Annotated in this window: 23 protein-coding genes and 1 tRNA gene; 21 read left to right on the top strand and 3 right to left on the bottom strand. The window is 39.8% G+C overall.

Going from position 1 to position 18,871, the window contains the following annotated elements; translation table 11 throughout:
• The first annotated feature begins 38 nt into the window (after positions 1 to 38).
• The 16 genes from NSQ79_RS08365 to NSQ79_RS08290 all read left to right on the top strand — a co-directional run bounded on the left by NSQ79_RS08365 (position 39) and on the right by NSQ79_RS08290 (position 13,153).
• Positions 39 to 422 carry a hypothetical protein gene (locus tag NSQ79_RS08365; protein WP_037611907.1) on the top strand — a complete coding sequence of 128 codons (384 nt, stop codon included), beginning with the start codon at positions 39 to 41 and terminating at the stop codon, positions 420 to 422.
• 76 nt (positions 423 to 498) lie between these two features.
• On the top strand, positions 499 to 1,416 hold the full coding sequence (locus NSQ79_RS08360; RefSeq protein WP_049529228.1) for a DMT family transporter: 918 nt from the start codon (positions 499 to 501) through the stop codon (positions 1,414 to 1,416).
• Positions 1,417 to 1,553: 137 nt separating this feature from the next.
• Positions 1,554 to 2,081: a YqeG family HAD IIIA-type phosphatase gene (locus NSQ79_RS08355; protein ID WP_164332029.1), complete on the top strand. Its 528-nt coding sequence runs from the start codon at positions 1,554 to 1,556 to the stop codon at positions 2,079 to 2,081.
• Positions 2,081 to 3,199 carry a ribosome biogenesis GTPase YqeH gene (gene yqeH, locus NSQ79_RS08350; protein WP_049529229.1) on the top strand — a complete coding sequence of 373 codons (1,119 nt, stop codon included), beginning with the start codon at positions 2,081 to 2,083 and terminating at the stop codon, positions 3,197 to 3,199. Before NSQ79_RS08355 ends, yqeH begins: the two co-directional genes overlap by 1 nt.
• Before the next feature lie 236 nt (positions 3,200 to 3,435).
• The gene (yhbY, locus tag NSQ79_RS08345; RefSeq protein ID WP_002884193.1) at positions 3,436 to 3,753 is read left to right on the top strand and encodes a ribosome assembly RNA-binding protein YhbY; all 318 of its coding nucleotides are present in this window, start codon (positions 3,436 to 3,438) and stop codon (positions 3,751 to 3,753) included.
• A 107-nt stretch (positions 3,754 to 3,860) separates the two neighbouring features.
• Positions 3,861 to 4,493: a nicotinate-nucleotide adenylyltransferase gene (locus tag NSQ79_RS08340; RefSeq protein ID WP_037599152.1), complete on the top strand. Its 633-nt coding sequence runs from the start codon at positions 3,861 to 3,863 to the stop codon at positions 4,491 to 4,493.
• The gene (yqeK, locus tag NSQ79_RS08335) at positions 4,490 to 5,080 is read left to right on the top strand and encodes a bis(5'-nucleosyl)-tetraphosphatase (symmetrical) YqeK (protein ID WP_049529230.1); all 591 of its coding nucleotides are present in this window, start codon (positions 4,490 to 4,492) and stop codon (positions 5,078 to 5,080) included. Before NSQ79_RS08340 ends, yqeK begins: the two co-directional genes overlap by 4 nt.
• A 23-nt stretch (positions 5,081 to 5,103) precedes the next feature.
• Positions 5,104 to 5,457 (top strand): ribosome silencing factor, encoded by a 354-nt coding sequence (gene rsfS / locus NSQ79_RS08330; protein ID WP_014632696.1) that lies wholly within the window; start codon positions 5,104 to 5,106, stop codon positions 5,455 to 5,457.
• 443 nt (positions 5,458 to 5,900) lie between these two features.
• Positions 5,901 to 6,641: a class I SAM-dependent methyltransferase gene (locus NSQ79_RS08325; protein WP_013991077.1), complete on the top strand. Its 741-nt coding sequence runs from the start codon at positions 5,901 to 5,903 to the stop codon at positions 6,639 to 6,641.
• 5 nt (positions 6,642 to 6,646) lie between these two features.
• A complete protein-coding gene (locus NSQ79_RS08320) occupies positions 6,647 to 7,738 on the top strand; it encodes a nucleotidyltransferase (RefSeq protein ID WP_070579632.1) in 1,092 nt (363 codons plus the stop codon).
• Positions 7,739 to 7,879: 141 nt separating this feature from the next.
• The gene (locus tag NSQ79_RS08315) at positions 7,880 to 8,134 is read left to right on the top strand and encodes a type II toxin-antitoxin system Phd/YefM family antitoxin (RefSeq protein ID WP_060971904.1); all 255 of its coding nucleotides are present in this window, start codon (positions 7,880 to 7,882) and stop codon (positions 8,132 to 8,134) included.
• Positions 8,135 to 8,137: 3 nt separating this feature from the next.
• The gene (locus NSQ79_RS08310; RefSeq protein ID WP_070579630.1) at positions 8,138 to 8,392 is read left to right on the top strand and encodes a Txe/YoeB family addiction module toxin; all 255 of its coding nucleotides are present in this window, start codon (positions 8,138 to 8,140) and stop codon (positions 8,390 to 8,392) included.
• Between the two features lie 725 nt (positions 8,393 to 9,117).
• Positions 9,118 to 11,223 carry an ATP-dependent Clp protease ATP-binding subunit gene (locus tag NSQ79_RS08305; protein WP_339313521.1) on the top strand — a complete coding sequence of 702 codons (2,106 nt, stop codon included), beginning with the start codon at positions 9,118 to 9,120 and terminating at the stop codon, positions 11,221 to 11,223.
• A gap of 435 nt (positions 11,224 to 11,658) precedes the next feature.
• Positions 11,659 to 11,784: a hypothetical protein gene (locus NSQ79_RS08300; protein WP_002884447.1), complete on the top strand. Its 126-nt coding sequence runs from the start codon at positions 11,659 to 11,661 to the stop codon at positions 11,782 to 11,784.
• A gap of 17 nt (positions 11,785 to 11,801) precedes the next feature.
• A complete protein-coding gene (locus tag NSQ79_RS08295) occupies positions 11,802 to 12,410 on the top strand; it encodes a DUF4230 domain-containing protein (protein WP_002884297.1) in 609 nt (202 codons plus the stop codon).
• A gap of 575 nt (positions 12,411 to 12,985) precedes the next feature.
• Positions 12,986 to 13,153, top strand: a complete 168-nt coding sequence (locus NSQ79_RS08290) for a hypothetical protein (RefSeq protein ID WP_014634940.1) — start codon at positions 12,986 to 12,988, stop codon at positions 13,151 to 13,153.
• A gap of 180 nt (positions 13,154 to 13,333) precedes the next feature.
• On the opposite strand, the gene NSQ79_RS08285 is transcribed toward NSQ79_RS08290, so the two are convergent.
• Positions 13,334 to 13,633 carry a hypothetical protein gene (locus NSQ79_RS08285; protein WP_014634939.1) on the bottom strand — a complete coding sequence of 100 codons (300 nt, stop codon included), beginning with the start codon at positions 13,631 to 13,633 and terminating at the stop codon, positions 13,334 to 13,336.
• Complete coding sequence (locus tag NSQ79_RS08280) at positions 13,630 to 14,049, bottom strand: HIT family protein (RefSeq protein ID WP_037599159.1); 420 nt, start codon at positions 14,047 to 14,049, stop codon at positions 13,630 to 13,632. The genes NSQ79_RS08285 and NSQ79_RS08280 overlap by 4 nt, the downstream gene beginning before the upstream one ends.
• 64 nt (positions 14,050 to 14,113) lie before the next feature.
• Here NSQ79_RS08280 and NSQ79_RS08275 point away from each other — a divergent pair, with 64 nt between their 5' ends.
• From NSQ79_RS08275 to NSQ79_RS08255, 5 genes are all read left to right on the top strand, one after another.
• Complete coding sequence (locus tag NSQ79_RS08275; protein ID WP_149561190.1) at positions 14,114 to 14,845, top strand: ABC transporter ATP-binding protein; 732 nt, start codon at positions 14,114 to 14,116, stop codon at positions 14,843 to 14,845.
• Positions 14,842 to 15,879: an ABC transporter permease gene (locus NSQ79_RS08270; protein ID WP_049528398.1), complete on the top strand. Its 1,038-nt coding sequence runs from the start codon at positions 14,842 to 14,844 to the stop codon at positions 15,877 to 15,879. Before NSQ79_RS08275 ends, NSQ79_RS08270 begins: the two co-directional genes overlap by 4 nt.
• Positions 15,880 to 15,936: 57 nt before the next feature.
• Entirely contained in the window at positions 15,937 to 16,728 is a 792-nt protein-coding gene (locus NSQ79_RS08265; protein WP_002884270.1) for a phosphotransferase family protein, read from the top strand.
• Positions 16,729 to 16,737: 9 nt separating this feature from the next.
• A complete protein-coding gene (trmB, locus tag NSQ79_RS08260) occupies positions 16,738 to 17,379 on the top strand; it encodes a tRNA (guanosine(46)-N7)-methyltransferase TrmB (protein ID WP_003096317.1) in 642 nt (213 codons plus the stop codon).
• Between the two features lie 58 nt (positions 17,380 to 17,437).
• Positions 17,438 to 17,524 (top strand) — tRNA-Ser (locus NSQ79_RS08255).
• 71 nt (positions 17,525 to 17,595) lie between these two features.
• On the opposite strand, the gene NSQ79_RS08250 is transcribed toward NSQ79_RS08255, so the two are convergent.
• Positions 17,596 to 18,777: an NAD(P)/FAD-dependent oxidoreductase gene (locus NSQ79_RS08250; RefSeq protein ID WP_049528392.1), complete on the bottom strand. Its 1,182-nt coding sequence runs from the start codon at positions 18,775 to 18,777 to the stop codon at positions 17,596 to 17,598.
• Between the last annotated feature and the right edge of the window lie 94 nt (positions 18,778 to 18,871).

The raw sequence follows: 18,871 nt of genomic DNA, 5'->3' as shown, positions 1-18,871 counted from the left end.
TTGGGAATATTTTTATAGAAGATTTCAGGAGCAAACCAATGAACAAATTCTTAAGAGTCTTATTTATCCTAGTCATCATCGCCATGACTGGTGCCATTATTTTTCAGCTATTCTTTCCCACCTATATGGGAAGTCATTCGGGTTACGGTATTTCAGTTGGATGGCAGAGGGAGATTGGTATTTGGAATGTGGCGGTTCTGGTCATCCTCCTTGCCGTTAACTTAAAGTACGATTGGTTTTATCTGAGAGCAGTTCTGATTGCTTTGATTCTGGGAGGCCTAGGTATTGGAACCAATCATTTCCTTAGCTATCTTCAATACCATCACTCTGTTAATGCTGTTGGAGCTTTTGAGAATTATCTTTTAGTCCTTGGCTGGATTGTCGGTTGGTGGCTGGAAAATTCTTCAAGAAAAACAGTTTAATTTTTCTGAAGTTATCGCCTGGCTGGCAACTCCCTGTGTTATAATAAATAGGCATTATTATAATCGAGGAAAACACATGTCTAAACAATTAAAAGGTAGTCTGATGGTCATAACTGCTGGGATTGCCTGGGGGATCTCAGGGGTTTCTGGTCAATACCTGATGGCTCATGGGGTTAATGTCAATCTTTTGACGAGTTTACGTTTGATTCTAGCTGGGACCTTACTAACGGCTTCGGTCTTTTTTAGGCAGCGAGACAAATTAGTGCAAGCGATTAAAGATAAGAAAACCTTAGTAAGTATCGTTTTATTTGCTCTCTTTGGTCTGGTCTTGAATCAATATGCCTATCTTAGTGCTATTCAGTACACCAACGCTGGAACTGCGACAGTCTTACAGTATGTCACACCAGTCCTTATTCTGGCTTTTGTTTGTGCTAAGAACCGCAGATTTCCAACGGTCTCAGAGTTAGTGGCGATTATCATGGCTATTGCGGGAACCTTTATTATCGCCACGCATGGTCAGGTGACAGAGCTAGCCATCACACCTATTGGTTTGTTCTGGGGACTCTTCTCGGCAGTAACCTATGCACTCTATATCTTACTGCCTGCTAAAGCTATTGAAAAGTGGGGCAGTCTGATTGTCATCGGTCTAGGAATGTTACTTGGTGGTCTGGTCTTTCCGATTGCTATCCAAGCTTGGAAGTACGAGCTACCCTTGACTGGTGGAAATCTTCTAGCACTCTTTGGCTTGATCTTCATTGGGACAGTCTTTGCCTATACGGTTTTCCTTAAGGGGACGACCATGGTTGGAGCCGTAAAAGGGAGTCTTTTAGCTTCGGTAGAACCTGTGGCATCGGTCATTTTAACGGTCTTAATCATGGGTGACCACTTCTTTGCCATTGATGTGCTTGGAATGATTTTAATTGTTCTTGCTGTCATCCTCATTTCGCTTAAGGATTTAGTAGCCCTTAAAAAACAAGAGAAAATTCAAAGATAAAGATAGAGCCCAAGTGATTGTGGCTCTTTTTCTATACCGTCGTGTCAAAGATGTTCTTAAAAAATAGGACTTAAGTCTCACACATAAACCTTAAAAATATGGTAAAATAAGAGGTAAACTAACATTTTGGAGAGAAAATGAGTATAGACGATTACAGGCCCCATTTTATGGTGGAGGCTGTTTATGATTTGAAACCTGACCAGCTACGTGAACACGGTATTCGTGCTGTCTTGGTCGATTTGGATAATACCTTGATTGCTTGGAACAACCCTGATGGGACTCTAGAGCTACGTGCTTGGTTAGACGAGATGACAGAGGCTGACATTCCAGTTGTTGTGGTCTCTAACAATAAACATGAACGTGTTGAACGTGCGGTTGCCAATTTCCATGTGGATTTCGTGAGTCGTGCCATGAAACCTTTTACGAAAGGGATTAATGAAGCGATTGAGCGTTACCACTTTAACCGTGACGAGGTCGTTATGGTGGGAGATCAGCTCATGACTGACATCAGAGCGAGCCACCGAGCTGGTATTCGCTCGATTTTGGTTAAGCCCTTGGTGCAATCAGATGCTTGGGTAACCAAGTTTAATCGTTGGCGTGAGCGTCGCATGTGGAAAAAGATTGAAAAAGCATATGGTCCAATGACCTTTAACAAAGGAATTTAATGGAAGAATTATTTTGTATTGGCTGTGGAGCCCAAATTCAAACAGAAGATAAAGAAAAGGCTGGTTACACACCTGCTAGCTCTATAAAAAAAGCTGAAGAAACAGGTGAGTTGTACTGTCAACGTTGTTTCCGCCTTCGTCATTACAATGAAATTGTGGATGTCCACATCACAGATGATGAATTTTTAAAATTGCTTCATGAAGTTGGAGACAGTGATGCCCTCGTTGTCAATGTTGTTGATATTTTCGATTTTAATGGATCAATCATTCCAGGCTTGTCACGCTTTGTTTCTGGTAATGATGTGCTCTTGGTCGGAAATAAAAAGGATATCCTACCTAAATCCGTTAAAGATGGTAAGGTAACCCAATGGTTGACAGAACGTGCCCATGAAGAAGGCATGCGTCCCGTGGATGTCATGTTGACGTCTGCCCAAAATCATCACGCCATTAAAGAGTTGATTCAACGTATTGAAAAACTCCGTAAGGGTCGTGATGTTTATGTTGTCGGTGTGACGAATGTTGGTAAATCAACCTTAATTAATGCAATTATCAAGGAAATTACAGGTGATAAAGATATTATCACGACTTCTCGTTTCCCAGGAACAACCCTTGATAAGATTGAAATTCCTTTGGATGATGGTACTTACATTTTTGATACACCAGGAATCATCCACCGCCACCAGATGGCACACTATCTGTCAGCGAAGGACCTCAAGTACGTTAGTCCTAAGAAGGAAATTAAGCCAAAAACTTACCAGTTAAATGCAGGCCAAACACTATTTCTAGGCGGTCTTGGACGATTTGACTTTATTGATGGGAATAAGCAAGGTTTTACAGCCTTCTTTGATAATAACTTGAAGCTTCATCGTACCAAACTTGAAGGTGCAGATGCCTTCTATGATAAGCATGTTGGAAGCCTTCTCATGCCTCCTAGGCCAAAGGATCTGGCTGATTTTCCAAAACTTGTTCGTCACGAATTTACTGTCAAAGATAAGACAGACATTGTCTTCTCGGGATTAGGTTGGATTCGTGTCCAAGGAAAAGCTGACCAACCAACCATCGTTGCTGCCTGGGCACCAGAAGGTGTTGGCGTCGTCGTACGAAAAGCGATTATTTAAACTTAATAAAGTAGTTAAAAGTATAAAAGAGTCTTTTCAATGAACATGAAGTTTGCCTAGATTTACGTCATGAGCAAACGATGTGTTTTTCGCTGTGATAGTAATCCGAGTAACATAAAATGTGACTTGGATTCGGAATTTTTGAGACCCTAGACTCAAAAATTAGCTATGAAATCGAAGGTTTGCTAGCACCGTATCACCTAAGAAAAACAGCAAAAAAATTAAAAGGAATAAACATGTCATTAACATCAAAACAACGTGCCTTCCTCAAATCGGAAGCGCACACCCTTAAACCTATTGTACAAATCGGGAAAAACGGTCTTAACGACCACATCAAAACTAGCGTTCGTAACGCTCTTGATGCCCGTGAATTGATTAAAGTAACCCTACTCCAAAATACTATGGAAGATATTCATGAGGTTGCTGAAATCTTGGAAGAAGAAATTGGCTGTGATACAGTCCTTAAGATTGGACGTATCTTGATTCTCTATAAAGAATCAGCTAAAAAAGAAAATCGTAAGTTGTCACCAAAGGTCAAAGCAATCCAAAAATAGTTGCTGATTTTGCTTGGTGAAGGACAAACTAAGGTATAGGAACACTTTCGAAGCATTAAAGCTAGCCTTAAGTCAGTTGTATAATGCTTGAGATAGAGGAGACGTACATGGCATTAGATCTCGTAACCCCATTTACAAAGGTTCAACTAGAGGAAGAAATCAAAGATACAGGCCGTAAGCAAGTGGGAATATTAGGTGGAAATTTCAATCCTGTTCATAATGCCCACTTGGTTGTTGCTGACCAGGTGCGTCAGCAGTTAGGCCTCGATGAAGTTCTTCTCATGCCTGAATATGAGCCACCTCATGTCGATAAAAAAGAGACCATTGATGAAAAACACCGCCTTAATATGCTTATGTTGGCTATTAACGGTATCGAAGGATTGGACATCGAAACCATTGAGTTGGAACGTAAGGGAATCAGTTATACTTATGACACCATGAAGCTCTTGACGGAAGCCAATCCTGATACGGATTATTACTTTATTATTGGAGCGGATATGGTCGAATACCTACCTAAGTGGCATCGTATTGATGAACTTATCGAGATGGTCCAATTTGTTGGTGTTCAGCGTCCTAAGTATAAGGCTGGAACCTCTTACCCAGTTATTTGGGTGGATGTGCCCCTTATGGATATTAGTTCAAGTGTAGTCAGAGCCTACATTAAGAAGGATCGCACACCTAACTTTATGGTACCACAGTCTGTACTTGCCTACATCAAGAAAGCGGGGCTCTATAAATGACCTATGAAAAATATCTAGACTATTCTCGTGAAGAACTTCTTGAAAAAGTTCGAGCGGTCATGAGCCCTAAACGCTTCAATCATGTTCTGGGTGTTGAGCGAGCTGCTATTGCTCTTGCTGAAAAGTACGGTTATGATACTGAGAAAGCCGGATTGGCTGGTTTGCTTCATGATTATGCCAAGGAACTTCCAGATCAGGAATTCTTGGAACTTATCGATAAGTATGAGCTTGATCCTGCATTGAAAAATTGGGGGAATAATGTCTGGCATGGCATGGTTGGGATTTACAAAATCCAAGAAGATTTGGGATTGACTGATCCCGAAATTCTACGCAGTATTGAAATTCATACCGTCGGAAGCCATGAAATGTCAACCCTAGATAAGATTGTTTATGTGGCTGATTATATTGAGCATAATCGTAATTTCCCTTTGGTAGAGGAAGCTAGACAAGTAGCAGAGCAATCCTTGGATAAGGCCGTTGCTTTTGAGACAGTTCATACTGTGGAACACTTGGCTCATCAGGCCTTGCCGATTTTCCCGCAAACCTTGGAAACCTATAATGCTTTTGTGCATTACTTAAAAGATTAATAACAAATTACTGGAGAATATCATTGACTAAAGAAGAATTACTTGAATTGGTTGTCAAAGCTGCTGATGAAAAGCGAGCTGAAGACATTGTTGCCCTTGATTTGTACGGCCTTACAAGCCTAACAGATTATTTTGTTATTTTGAGTGCAATGAACAGCCGTCAGTTGGAAGCTATTGCCGACAACATCCGTGAGAAAGTGAAAGAAGCTGGCCTTGATGCTAGTCACATGGAAGGTGACAACAAGGGTGGTTGGATTCTTTTGGATCTTAACGATGTTGTTGTTCACATCTTTACAGAAGATGAACGTGCACACTATAACCTCGAAAAACTCTGGCATGAAGCACCAATGGTGGATGTGTCAGCTTATTTGGCATAAGAAATTGAACTCAGTTGGCGACAACTGGGTTTTGTTGCTTAAACTAAAGATTTAATAGGAAGGATAGAGCCTCGTGTTTAGTTAATTTGTCAACTGAACACGAGCTAAAAGCTGTGAGAAAAAGATAAACTTTCTTTGTATCTAGCGATACGGCAGAAAGTTTCCTATTTTTTCTTTGCTTTTGACGCTCTTTGTATCTTAGAAAGGATTTGAACCCGTCCTGTAATCGTCGGAAAATAGATAGTTCTATGTCAAATTATCATTATTAAAATTTATTATTTGGCGCAGTAGCTGATTGGACTCTTCATTCGCTTTTTAAGCTCGGAAGAGTACCTAATCAGCCTTGCGGGGGTGAGACAACGAACGATTTTTTTAAGAAAACTCGTTCTGTCTCACTCCCCCTAATTTTCATTCCGATTACGGACGGACTTGGTATCATCATTATGGCTACTTATGAAACTTTTGCGGCGGTCTACGACGCTGTTATGGATGATAGTCTTTACGATTTGTGGACGGATTTTTCGCTTCGTCATTTGCCAAAGACTAAGGACAAAAAGAAATTGCTCGAATTGGCTTGTGGAACTGGGATTCAATCTGTACGTTTTTCTCAAGCTGGTTTTGATGTAACTGGACTCGATTTGAGTGCTGATATGTTGAAGATTGCGGAGAAGCGTGCGTCTTCCGCCAAACAGAAAATTGACTTTATTGAAGGCAACATGTTGGATTTATCGCAAGCTGGTAAGTATGACTTTGTGACTTGCTACTCAGATTCAATCTGCTATATGCAGGATGAAGTAGAGGTTGGGGACGTCTTCAAGGAGGTTTATAATGCACTGAATGAAGATGGCGTCTTTATCTTTGATGTGCACTCAACCTATCAGACGGATGAGGTTTTCCCTGGCTATTCCTACCATGAAAATGCAGAAGACTTTGCTATGCTCTGGGATACCTATGAGGATGCGGCTCCGCATTCTATTGTCCATGAATTAACTTTCTTTGTCCAAGAGGAAGATGGGAGCTTTAGCCGTCATGATGAGGTGCATGAGGAGCGTACTTATGAGGTTTTGACTTATGATATCTTGTTGGAGCAGGCTGGCTTCAAATCTTTCAAACTTTATGCCGATTTCGAGGACAAGGAACCGACTGAAACTAGTGCCCGTTGGTTCTTTGTAGCCCAAAAATAAGAGCTATGACAGTTACAGGTATTATTGCTGAGTTCAATCCTTTTCATAACGGCCACAAATATCTCTTGGATCAGGCTGAAGGTGTAAAAATCGTTGCCATGTCTGGGAACTTTGTTCAGCGAGGTGAGCCAGCTATTGTGGATAAGTGGATTAGGACTCAGATGGCTTTGGAAAATGGGGCAGACCTCGTGGTTGAGTTGCCTTTCTTGACGTCAGTCCAGTCTGCCGATTATTTTGCTGCTGGAGCCGTCGATATCTTGTCCCGACTGGGGATTGATAGCCTTACTTTTGGAACGGAAGAAGACCTAGATTACCAGGCAATAGCAGATGTCTATGCTGAAAAGTCAGAGGACATGGAAGCCTTTGTGGAAAACTTGCCGAGTGACCTATCTTATCCACAAAAGACACAAAAAATGTGGGAGAAATTTGCTGGTGTGGACTTTACTGGCAATACACCCAACCATATTCTAGGATTAGCCTATGCCAAAGCTTGTGCTGGTAAGGGCATTAAGTTGAATCCTATCCAGAGACAAGGGGCTGGCTATCATTCCTCAGACAAGGAAGTATCTTTCGCCTCGGCGACCAGTCTACGACTCCACAAGCAAGATAGTGATTTTGTGGATAAGTTCATGCCCAATAGCAAACTTTTTCAGACTTCTCCACAGGCCTCTTGGGATAATTATTTCCAATTGTTGGTTTATCAGATTCTTACAAACCCCGATTTGACTAGTGTTTTCCAAGTGAATGAAGAGATTGCCAGTCGTTTAAAAGCTGCTATCCGTGAGGCCTCTTCTGTGGAGGAATTGGTGGATAAGGTAGCAACCAAACGCTACACCAAAGCACGTGTACGTCGTATTTTGACTTATATCCTAGTCGGAGCTGTGGACAACCCTCTAGCTGAATCCATTCATGTGCTTGGGTTTTCTCAAAAAGGGCAGTCTCATCTCAAATCTGTGAAAAAGTCTGTGGATATAGTGGCTCGTATTGGAAGGGAGCCTTGGGATATGCTTACACAGCAAGCGGATAATGTTTATCAATTAGGTAACCCCGAGCTTTGTGAACAAAACTTTGGACGTGTACCGATTAGAGTAAAATAGTTTTATAGAAGGTCTACCTCTGGTAGGCTTTTTAAATCTTTTTTCGAATAAATATTGTAGAAAGTATAAACTTGTCAGGAACTTGTACAAGTTTATACTTTTGGTATATAATAAAAGAAAAGAGGAAAATGAGGTATGCTGATGGAAGCAGTCGTCTATTCAACGTTTCGAAATCATTTAAAGGATTATATGAAAAAGGTTAATGATGAATTTGAACCTCTAGCTGTAGTCAATAAAAATCCTGATGAAGATATTGTAGTAGTCTCAAAGAGTGAGTGGGATAGCATTCAAGAAACATTGCGTATTGTTCAAAATAAAGAACTATCAGACAAGGTTTTAAGAGGAATGGCTCAGGTACGTGCTGGAGAGACTCAAGAGCATGCACTAAAGGAGTAGAAAATGTTACTCACTTTCACTGAAGATGCATGGATGGATTATTGTTATTGGCAAAATCAGGATAGGAAGACACTTAAGCGAATCAATAAGCTGATTAAAGACATTCAACGGGATCCTTTTTCAGGTATTGGGAAACCAGAACCCTTGAAGTATGACTTTCAAGGAGCTTGGTCTCGACGAATTGATGCTGAAAATCGTTTGATTTATATGGTTGATGGTAAGAGTGTCGCCTTTCTCTCTTTCAAAGATCATTATTAGGTCTACCTTTGGTAGGCTTTTTTACTTTCCGTAAATTATTTTCCAAAAGGTCAAAAAAGATCAAATAAATCTATTGACCTTTACTGACTAATAGTGTATGATAGTGTCATAAGGATTTAGCTTCCTTATAAATCTTGCAGTGCTTGCCTAAATACTTGTCATAAAGTTATTTTGGTTTGACTGCAAAAAAATATGACAAAGGTCAAAAAAAGTCAAAAAAACTATTGACTATTACTGACCAATGTTGTACAATATAAACATAAGGAAATGAAATCCTTATGAAGGTTATGTCAATAGCCCATGTACCAATAAAAAAGTATTGTAGCTAGTCTGCAAAAATTTTCATCTGAAAGGTCAGTGAAAGTCAAAACTAAATTCTTGACCTGATCAAATGAAAGGTATATGATAAAACTATAAGGAAAAGAGATTCCTTGATATTCAAGTTTCTTTCTGAAAGAACTATTTATAGTTTCGAAAGGGGCTTGGAAGTTAGCTATATTGAGAGATTCACAGAAAGAAGGTGGCTCTTATGCTAAATGACAATTTATTTAAGACTGAGAAAGTTCTCAGTCTCCTACCAAGAGCAAAACCTGAAATTATTAGAAGAGTAGTTGAAGCTACTAAAAATTTTTAGGGTTTTGGTCAGTAAAAGTCAAAACTTACACATTAACATAAAAAATAACACTTAAAAAATTTCACAAGAAAACACAAAACGAGGTAATTATATGAACAACAACTTTAACAATATGGATGATCTTTTCAATCAATTGATGGGTAACATGGGTGGTTACCGTTCAGAAAACCGTCGCTACATGATTAACGGTCGTGAAGTGACACCTGAAGAATTTGCTATCTACCGTCAAACAGGTCAATTGCCTGGTAATGAAGGTGAAGCAGTGAACCCAACTCAACATCAAGGTAAAGGATCTAAACAAGATGGCATCCTTGCTAAACTTGGTCGAAACTTGACTGAAGAAGCTCGCGAAGGTAAATTGGATCCAGTTATCGGACGTAACAAAGAAATCCAAGAAGCTTGCGAAATCTTGGCTCGTCGTACTAAGAATAACCCAGTCCTTGTCGGGGACGCTGGGGTTGGTAAAACAGCCGTAGTTGAAGGTTTGGCTCAAGCCATCGTAAATGGTGATGTCCCAGCTGCTATCAAGAACAAAGAAATCATCTCAATTGATATTTCTGGACTTGAAGCTGGTACGCAATACCGTGGTAGCTTTGAAGAAAACATTCAAAACTTGGTAAATGAAGTCAAAGAAGCTGGAAATATCATTCTCTTCTTCGATGAAATCCACCAAATTCTTGGTGCCGGAAGCACTGGTGATGGTCAAGGATCTAAAGGTCTTGCTGATATCTTGAAACCTGCTCTTTCACGTGGTGAATTGACAGTGATTGGTGCAACAACTCAGGATGAATACCGTAACACTATCTTGAAGAACGCAGCTCTTGCTCGTCGTTTCAACGAAGTTAAGGTTAATGCTCCTTCTGCAGAAGATACTTTCAAGATTCTCCAAGGTATTCGTGATCTTTATGAAAAACACCACAATGTTATCTTGCCGGATGAAGTCTTGAAAGCAGCAGTAGATTTCTCTGTGCAATACATTCCACAACGTAGCTTGCCAGATAAGGCTATCGACCTTGTCGATGTGACAGCGGCTCACTTGGCTGCTCAACACCCAGTGACTGATGTGAATGCTGTTGAACATGAAATCGAAGAAGAAAAAGCTAAACAAGAAGCTGCAGCTGCCAAAGAAGACTACGAAGCAGCTCTAAACGCTAAAGTTCGTATTGAAGAACTTGAAAAGAAAATTGCTAACCATACAGAAGACCTTAAAGTCACAGCAACTGTTAACGATGTGGCTGAATCTGTAGAACGTATGACTGGTATTCCAGTGTCACAAATGGGTGCAACTGATATCGAACGTTTGAAAGATATGGGTCACCGTTTGCAAACTAAGGTTATCGGTCAAGATAAAGCCGTTGAAGCAGTGGCACGTGCCATCCGTCGTAACCGTGCAGGATTTGACGAAGGTAACCGTCCAATTGGTAGCTTCCTCTTTGTAGGACCTACTGGTGTTGGTAAAACTGAGTTGGCTAAACAATTGGCTCTTGATATGTTCGGAACTAAAGATGCTATCATCCGTTTGGATATGTCAGAATACAGCGACCGCACAGCCGTTTCTAAATTGATTGGTACAACAGCTGGTTATGTTGGTTATGATGACAATAGCAATACTTTGACAGAACGTGTTCGCCGTAACCCATACTCAATCGTCCTTCTCGACGAAATTGAAAAGGCTGACCCTCAAGTTATCACACTTCTTCTCCAAGTTTTGGATGATGGTCGTTTGACTGATGGTCAAGGTAACACTGTAAACTTCAAGAATACTGTGATTATCGCAACTTCAAACGCAGGATTTGGCTATGAAGCTAACTTGACAGAAGATGCTGATAAACCAGAACTTATGGATCGTTTGAAACCTTACTTCCGTCCAGAATTCCTTAACCGTTTCAATGCTGTCATCGAATTCTCACACTTGAGCAAAGAAGATCTTTCTAAGATTGTAGACCTTATGTTGGTTGAAGTTAACAAGACTCTTTCTAAGAAAGACATTGACTTGGCAGTTAGCGAAGCTGCTAAAGAATACATGACTGAAGAAGGCTACGATGAAGTCATGGGTGTTCGTCCACTCCGCCGTGTGGTTGAACAACAAATCCGTGACAAAGTCACAGACTTCCACTTGGATAACCTTGATGCTAAACACCTAGAAGCTGATATGGAAGATGGTGTCTTGGTTATCAAAGAAAAAGATGCTAAATAAAAAGCATAAAGCCTCCTAATCCTATTTATGAAGCAGAGATGTTAAACGTCTCTGCTTTTCTTTTTATAAATTTTTTAGACTTTCCTTGGGTGCTAGGGACGGAAGTGACTTCCTAGCGGATTCCATTCCTAAGATTTGAGCCTGGGTCTCAAATCTTCCGAGTGAGGGAAACATTATTGCTTCTCTCACTTTTAGCACAGCGGAAAGTCTTGTATTGTGTATAGCTGTGACTTTTATATTTATTCTTAAATATAAAATGAGATAAAATTGTTTAAATTATGATAATATGGTAAATAGTTAAAAATATATTCTATTTTCAAGAAAGCGTTGACAACGCATTCATATCGCTATATAATTTTTGTGTAAAATTAAATTTTAGTTAGTGATTTCTTGGGTTTAATATTACAATCTTTTGTTATTTGATAAGGAGAAATAATGTTAAAAGTAGTTTTATGGATTTTGGCTATTCTACTTCTTGTAGGAATAGCAATGTTGAACCCCCTAATTGCAGCTGGTATTGTGATTGCAGGATTGTTAATCCAGTTGTTTTTGAAGAAATGAGTTAATAGGAAAAAAGTATGAAAAAGATAATATATGGTATTTTAGCGATTTTATTAGTGATTGTCGTAGGATTCATTTTTCTTAGCGTATATAAAGGGAGTGAGTCATCTGGTAATCAAAAACCAAAGACAGAAATCATAGTAAATGTAAAATCTTTGGAAAAGGTCAGTGAGTTAGTTTTACTCAATGCATCTATTCAAAAAGTTAAGTCAATAGAAAATAATACAAAGTTATTTGGTAGTAACTTTGTAATACCTGGTTCAGAAAAGAAAGCACTCATTATTCTAAATTATACGGCAAAATTCGGTATTAAGAATGATGTAACCATTAAAGATAATGGTAATCATAATTATCAAGTTACATTACCCAAATTTGAAGTTATTGGTGTTGAATTAGATAAAGACAAACCTTATACACTCTACGATACTAGTGGAGGGATTCTTAGTTATTCGACTAAAGACATAGATACTGGTGAGGCTGTTGCAGAAGGTTTTTCAAATAAGGAACAACAAGGTTTTATAAAGGACAATAAAAAATTATTAAAGGAGTCAGCCGAGAAGTACTACTCTACAATGATTAAATCTTTGGACCACGAGGCAAAAGTGACAATTGAAACTCAAAAATAAAGGTAAGGAAAAGATATGTTAAAGTAAATTTTTAATGTTAGCGTTTATGTATTTGCAGTTTTTGGATTTATATTTACATTGTTAATAATTTTTTTGGCTATTAGAGATTCTTCGAATGAAAATTCTACTAATGGCAATAATACGTCAAAAGTAGGACAAAGTATTACGGGTTCGAAAAAAAAGTAGCAAAAACGGAAGAACTATATAGTGATAAAAATATTAAAATAACAAGAACTGGTGGAAATATTATTATTGATAACTTAACGGATAAAGAAATTAATATTGAATCAACTATTGTAATTAACAATAGTATTGAAGCAACACCATTTAGTTCGTCACAATCTAGTATCGATCCGAAAGGAAAGCAGTCAGTATCTATATCAGAATTTGTTGCAGTTAATCCAGGACAGAAAGTTGAGGAATCAGACGAAAAAGCAAAAAAAAGCAAACTACTATAAGCATAAAATGAAGAGCGGTGAAAATATTGGGTGGACTGCTAATATACAGAATGGTAACTATGATACAATGAATTCATTTAGTATAAATTTTAATTACTAATTGTGAGGAGATGCAGAATGGATTTATTGGATAAACTGTTAAGTAATAAGATTGTTAATACAAATGGTTACACACGTTCAGATACTGGTACCAAAGTCCATTCCTATTTAAGGACACATCCTAAAAATCAAGGCTTAACGAGATCAGCAACACGTTCTATTATTAATGCTTTAAAAGAGAAATAGTAATTATATGAAAATAGGTTTAGTAGTGTTCTCTTTAATCTGATTAGTGGTGCCTTTTATTATTGAATGGTACTTTCTGTTGTGAAAAAAAGGAACATTGAGTGACTATTACACTATCCATAAACTTTTTATAAGTTTTCATCATTGATAAAAAAGGTAAGTAGCACAGGCTACTTACCTTTATTCTTTATCCTCACCCTGATATTTTTTCAAGCGTTCTTGGATGATGTTGAGTCGGGGTTCGAGGTTTTTCTTGAAGACGCGTGTTTTATAGTTAAGGTCTTGTTTGATGTCAGCGAGAACAAGGTTTTGTTCCTTGATGATGTCAAGGTTGCGTTTGATATTGTCCAGATCGTGAGAGATATTTTCTCGTGATTGGTTGAGGTCTAGGATTTCCTCTTTGATGTCTTCACGTCGTTTATAGGCGTAGTAGGCACCGTAGGCGAGGGCTCCAAGAGCTAGAAAGCGTCCAATTTTCATTCTGTTACCTCTTTAGCGATGCTGTCAGCAAGGTCAGCCAGGGCAGCGAAGTCTGGTTCGTGTTCGTCAAATCCCATGTGGATACCATCGTCTGCACCGTAACGAGGAACGAGATGAATATGAGCGTGGAAGACGGTTTGTCCAGCAACTTCTTCGTTGTTATTAAGGATATTCATGCCGATTGCTCTAGTTGCTTTTTGCACGGCACGAGCAATTTTTGGAACACGGCTAAAGACAGTCTCAGCAGTCTCAGCAGACATTTCTAAGATGTTACGAACGTGCTCTTTAGGAATAACCAAGGTATGTCCTTTTGTAGCTTGTGAAATATCGAGGAAGGCTAGAACCTTGTCGTCCTCGTAGACTTTTGATGAAGGGATTTCTCCAGATATAATTTTACAGAAAATACAATTATCCATAATAACGACCTTTCCATGAGTTTTTGTTATAATAGATTATATCATACCAAAGAGAGAAAAGATAATGCTTAAATTAGAAAAGGTGACGGGTGGTTACGCTAATATTCCCGTCCTAAAAGATGTGACCTTTGAGGTGGCTGATGGTGAATTGGTTGGTCTCATTGGTCTTAATGGTGCTGGAAAATCAACAACAATTAACGAGATTATTGGTCTCTTAACACCTTATGGGGGACAGATTGCCATTGATGGGTTAACCATTCAGCAAGATTCAGCTAGCTATCGTCAGAAGATTGGTTACATCCCTGAAACCCCAAGCCTCTATGAAGAATTGACGCTTCGTGAACATTTGGAAACGGTGTTGATGGCCTATGGTCTTGATGTGACTGAGGGTATGGCACGTGCGGACAAGTACCTCAAACTCTTTCGCTTAGATGAAAAGTTAGATTGGTTCCCGACTCAGTTTTCAAAGGGAATGAAGCAGAAGGTCATGATTATCTGTGCCTTTATTGTTGGTCCAAGTCTTCTCATTGTTGATGAGCCCTTCCTAGGTTTGGATCCCTTGGCGATTTCGGACTTGATTGAGCTTTTAGCTGAGGAAAAAGCTAAGGGCAAGGCAATTCTCATGTCTACACACGTTTTGGATTCGGCTGAGAAAATGTGTGACCGTTTTGTCATCTTACATCACGGTCAAGTCTTAGCACAGGGGACTCTCGAGGAGCTCCGTCAGATTTTTGGCGACGATAGTGCTAGTCTTAACGATATCTACATGCAGTTAACTAAGGGAGAATTGTCATGATAGCTAAGCTATTTAAGGAGCGTAGCAAGCGATTCAATGCCCGCTGTGCTAAGTATAGCCGCTACGTCTTTAATGATCACTTTATCTTGGTTCTCCTCTTTCTGTTAGGTTTTGTCTTGGTTCAGTATAGCCAGTTGCTTCGACATTTTCCAAAGAATCCGTGGGCAATCATTCTTGGTTTACTTATGCTTTGTCTGTTATTACCTTTCTGGGGGAATATTGCGACTTATCTAGAACCTGCGGACAAACACTACCTTTTGGTTAAGGAAGAAGAGGTGCTAGACCATGTTAAGAAGGCAACGGGGCGTGCTTTCAGATTTTGGGCCTTTATCCAGACCTTGATTTTTATTTTGGTAATTCCCCTCTTTTTAGCCTTGGGGCTGCCAGTTTGGGGAGTTATCCTTGTAGCTGTGGCAATGGCCATTCTTAAGTACTTTATTTTCCAGAAAAAGGCTCAACCTTTTTATAAGCAGTCTGGACTGAATTGGACTGAGGCTATTGCAGGAGAAAATAAGCGTCAACAATCGATTCTGAAGTTCTTTTCACTCTTTACCAATGTTAAGGGGATTACGTCGAGTGTTAAACGTCGTGCTTATTTGGATGGTATTCTCAGACGTACAAAGAAAGACAAGGAACATACCTGGTACAATCTTTACCTAAGAGCCTTCTTACGTTCTGGGGATTACTTTGCTCTTAGCCTACGTCTTTTTGCCCTAACGCTTTTAGTTATCTTTTTGGTTCCTGAAAAATGGCTGGCTATGGTGCTTGTGGTTGTTTTTGACTACCTTTTGCTCTTCCAGCTCACGGCGCTTAAATCGCACTTTGCTTATCAGAGAATGGCTAACCTTATGCCAGTTGGAAAAGACATGCAGGTGAGCAATCTTAAGCGCTTGATTACACAGATTGTACTTGTGTTGACTCTGGTACAGGCTATTTGTCTCTTCGACCTTAAATTTAGCCTGATTTTGGTTGGAATTATGCTAGTTTTGAGCCTTGTTTACCTACCAGCCAAGCTTAAGAAGATGATTGACTAACACCTATTAAATAAGTTAAAATAGAAACGAATGACTAAAGAAAAAGGAGATGCCTAGGTGACATCAACAGATAAAGATTTGAGCCTGACTCCTCTCAAAGGAAATAGTGGTAAGGCCTATATGGGAACTTACCCAAACGGAGATCGCGTCTTTGTGAAGATGAATACAACACCAATCTTGGCAGCTCTTGCCAAGGAACAGATTGCACCACAGCTCTTGTGGGCTAAGCGTCTGGGAAATGGTGACATGATGAGTGCACAGGAGTGGCTTGATGGTCGTATTTTGACCAAACATGACATGAATAGTAAACAGATTATCCAAATTCTTGGTAATTTGCACCGCTCTAAACACTTGGTTAATCAACTCTTGCAGTTGGATTATCATATTGAAAATCCTTTTGATCTTCTGCATGAGTGGGAGGAGAATGCTGCTTACCAATTGCGTGAGAACGGCTTCCTTCAAGACGTTGTTAGAGATTTGAAACGTCATCTTCCAGAGTTTCGTGCGGAAATTGCAACAATTGTTCACGGAGATGCTCGTCATAGTAACTTTGTCATCACAACCTCAGGATTGATTTATTTGGTTGATTGGGATTCTGTACGTCTAACAGATCGTATGTATGATGTGGCACAGATCCTCAGCCATTACATTCCATTGGCACATTGGCCACAGTGGTTGTCATACTATGGCTATAAGAACAACGACCTTGTGATGGACAAGATATACTGGTATGGGCAGTTTTCATATTTGACACAGATTTCAAAATTCTTTGATAGTCGTGATATGGAACATGCCAACCGAGAAATTTATGAACTTCGTAAATTCAGAGAGACCTTGCACAGATATTAGAAAGTAGACATGCGAGTTAGAAAACGTAAAGGTGCAGAGGAACACCTAGCTAACCATCCTCAGTACGTTATCCTTGAGCCGGAAGCTGCTAAAGGTAAGTGGCATGAGCTTTTTGGTAATGACAATCCTATCCATATCGAGGTAGGATCGGGTAAAGGGGCCTTCATTACTGGTATGGCCCAACAAAATCCTGACATCAACTACATTGGTATTGATATTCAGCTGTCTGTATTGAGCTATGCCTTGGATAAGGTTTTGGCTTCGGGTGCTGAAAATGTCAAACTCTTGCGCGTGGATGGTTCAGCCTTGACCAATTATTTTGAAGATGGCGAAGTGGATATGATGTATCTGAATTTCTCAGATCCATGGCCTAAGAGTCGCCACGAGAAACGTCGTTTGACATACAAGACTTTCCTAGATACTTATAAGCAAATTTTGCCTGAAAATGGAGAGATTCACTTTAAGACAGACAATCGTGGACTTTTTGAATACAGTTTGGCGAGCTTTTCACAATATGGAATGGTTCTCAACAAAGTTTGGTTGGACCTTCATGCCAGTGATTATGAAGGCAACGTCATGACTGAATATGAGCGTAAGTTTTCGGAAAAAGGTCAGGTCATCTACCGAGTAGAGGCTCAGTTTAAAGATTAACTCTTGAAAACTTGATTAAAAATAACGATTAGTCTATTAATGGCTAATCGTTTGTTGTGGAGAGGTCGCATAGAGGCCGAGTGCGCACGCTTGGAAAGCGTGTAGTCCTTAACGGGGCTCGGGGGTTCGAATCCCCTCCTCTCCTTTGAGTAATAGACAAAAGGTCCCTTCTGTCATAGAAGGGACCTTTTTGTTGTCGTTAATTGAAAAATCTTCCTAGTCCCAAGGGCTCTGTATACCTGCTACCCAACCAGTACAGAGGGCGCTAGTGATATTAAAACCGCCGGTATGGGCATTGATGTCAAGGACCTCTCCTGCAAAGTGTAGGTGAGGGACTTTTTTACTTTCTAGGGTCTTGGGATTAATTTCCTTAAGGTCAACGCCACCTTTAGTCACAAAGGATTTGGCAAGTGACATTTTACCTGTGATTGGAATTTCCATGTCCTTAAGCTGACTGATAATATTTTCCAAGTCTTTGGGGTGCAGTTGTTTAACCTTGCTATCAGCCTTATCTTCTGCTAGGAATTCAGCAACACGCTCAGGCACAAGCGCTTTGAGGGTGTTTTTGACAGATTTCTCACGGTTTTCTTCAAAGTAAGTCTTGAGATTTTCTTGGCTTTGGTTGGGAAGAAAGTCCAGATGAGCGATCTCACCACCCTTAACAAAGCTAGAAAGACGTAGGGCGGCTGGTCCAGATAGGCCAAAATGGGTGAAGAGAAGGTCGTGAGTAATCTTGTGTTTGCCATAGGACAGAGTGACATCGTCAAGAGAAATTCCCTGCAAAGCCTTGTGGGGAAAGTCGGTTAGGAGTGGACTTTCCGCAGCTTCAAGATCAGTGACATGGAGTTTAAAATGGCGGGCAATATCATGTCCAAAACCAGTTGAACCAGTCGATGGGTAAGATTTTCCTCCAGTTGTGACGATGAGCTTATCACTGGTAAAAGTCTGGTCTGAAGACTTAACTTGGAATTGCTCATCAACCTTTTTGACAGAGACAACTTCTGTATTGGTAAGGATACTAGCACCCAGTTCCTGAATTTTATTTTCTAGAGCTTGGATGATGGTCCGTGATTTATCTGTCTTAGGGAAGACACGTCCGTGATCCTCAACCTTGAGTTTGACACCATTGTCCTCGAAAAAAGCAATGATATCGTGGTTATCAAATTGTGAAAAGACGCTATAGAGGAAACGTCCATTACCAGGAATGCCTGCTAGAAGATCGTCTAAAGTCCCGTTGTTAGTAACATTACAACGTCCACCGCCAGTACCAGCCAGCTTCTTTCCGAGACGTTTGTTTTTTTCAATTAGGAGGGTTTGTTGGCCATAGAAGGCTGAGGCGATGGTCGCCATCATGCCAGCAGGTCCCCCACCAATAACGATAGTATCAAAATGTTTCATGCCTTTATTTTAGCATAATTTAAAAAGGGAGAATAGTTGGTAAATGGTCAGTTTTTTTAGACAATTTATGTTAGAATAGGAGTAGAAGTCTAAA

Origin of the sequence: Streptococcus sp. FSL W7-1342 (assembly GCF_037966635.1) — a bacterium.
Taxonomy (GTDB): Bacteria; Bacillota; Bacilli; order Lactobacillales; family Streptococcaceae; genus Streptococcus; species Streptococcus salivarius_D.
Note: the sequence above shows the minus strand (reverse complement) of the source record. Positions and strands in the feature narration are given on the sequence as shown.

Excerpts from the sequence above, each read along its gene's own strand:
- NSQ79_RS08275 (WP_149561190.1), top strand. The coding sequence starts at position 14,114 with ATGCTTAAATTAGAAAAGGTGACGGGTGGTTACGCTAATATTCCCGTC.
- NSQ79_RS08310 (WP_070579630.1), top strand. The coding sequence starts at position 8,138 with ATGTTACTCACTTTCACTGAAGATGCATGGATGGATTATTGTTATTGG.
- NSQ79_RS08325 (WP_013991077.1), top strand. The coding sequence starts at position 5,901 with ATGGCTACTTATGAAACTTTTGCGGCGGTCTACGACGCTGTTATGGAT.
- NSQ79_RS08285 (WP_014634939.1), bottom strand. The coding sequence starts at position 13,633 with ATGAAAATTGGACGCTTTCTAGCTCTTGGAGCCCTCGCCTACGGTGCC.
- yqeH (WP_049529229.1), top strand. The coding sequence starts at position 2,081 with ATGGAAGAATTATTTTGTATTGGCTGTGGAGCCCAAATTCAAACAGAA.
- NSQ79_RS08320 (WP_070579632.1), top strand. The coding sequence starts at position 6,647 with ATGACAGTTACAGGTATTATTGCTGAGTTCAATCCTTTTCATAACGGC.
- NSQ79_RS08295 (WP_002884297.1), top strand. The coding sequence starts at position 11,802 with ATGAAAAAGATAATATATGGTATTTTAGCGATTTTATTAGTGATTGTC.
- NSQ79_RS08315 (WP_060971904.1), top strand. The coding sequence starts at position 7,880 with ATGGAAGCAGTCGTCTATTCAACGTTTCGAAATCATTTAAAGGATTAT.
- NSQ79_RS08290 (WP_014634940.1), top strand. The coding sequence starts at position 12,986 with ATGGATTTATTGGATAAACTGTTAAGTAATAAGATTGTTAATACAAAT.
- yqeK (WP_049529230.1), top strand. The coding sequence starts at position 4,490 with ATGACCTATGAAAAATATCTAGACTATTCTCGTGAAGAACTTCTTGAA.
- NSQ79_RS08340 (WP_037599152.1), top strand. The coding sequence starts at position 3,861 with ATGGCATTAGATCTCGTAACCCCATTTACAAAGGTTCAACTAGAGGAA.
- NSQ79_RS08305 (WP_339313521.1), top strand. The coding sequence starts at position 9,118 with ATGAACAACAACTTTAACAATATGGATGATCTTTTCAATCAATTGATG.
- NSQ79_RS08280 (WP_037599159.1), bottom strand. The coding sequence starts at position 14,049 with ATGGATAATTGTATTTTCTGTAAAATTATATCTGGAGAAATCCCTTCA.
- NSQ79_RS08250 (WP_049528392.1), bottom strand. The coding sequence starts at position 18,777 with ATGAAACATTTTGATACTATCGTTATTGGTGGGGGACCTGCTGGCATG.
- NSQ79_RS08365 (WP_037611907.1), top strand. The coding sequence starts at position 39 with ATGAACAAATTCTTAAGAGTCTTATTTATCCTAGTCATCATCGCCATG.
- NSQ79_RS08270 (WP_049528398.1), top strand. The coding sequence starts at position 14,842 with ATGATAGCTAAGCTATTTAAGGAGCGTAGCAAGCGATTCAATGCCCGC.
- NSQ79_RS08360 (WP_049529228.1), top strand. The coding sequence starts at position 499 with ATGTCTAAACAATTAAAAGGTAGTCTGATGGTCATAACTGCTGGGATT.
- trmB (WP_003096317.1), top strand. The coding sequence starts at position 16,738 with ATGCGAGTTAGAAAACGTAAAGGTGCAGAGGAACACCTAGCTAACCAT.
- NSQ79_RS08300 (WP_002884447.1), top strand. The coding sequence starts at position 11,659 with ATGTTAAAAGTAGTTTTATGGATTTTGGCTATTCTACTTCTTGTAGGA.
- NSQ79_RS08355 (WP_164332029.1), top strand. The coding sequence starts at position 1,554 with ATGAGTATAGACGATTACAGGCCCCATTTTATGGTGGAGGCTGTTTAT.
- yhbY (WP_002884193.1), top strand. The coding sequence starts at position 3,436 with ATGTCATTAACATCAAAACAACGTGCCTTCCTCAAATCGGAAGCGCAC.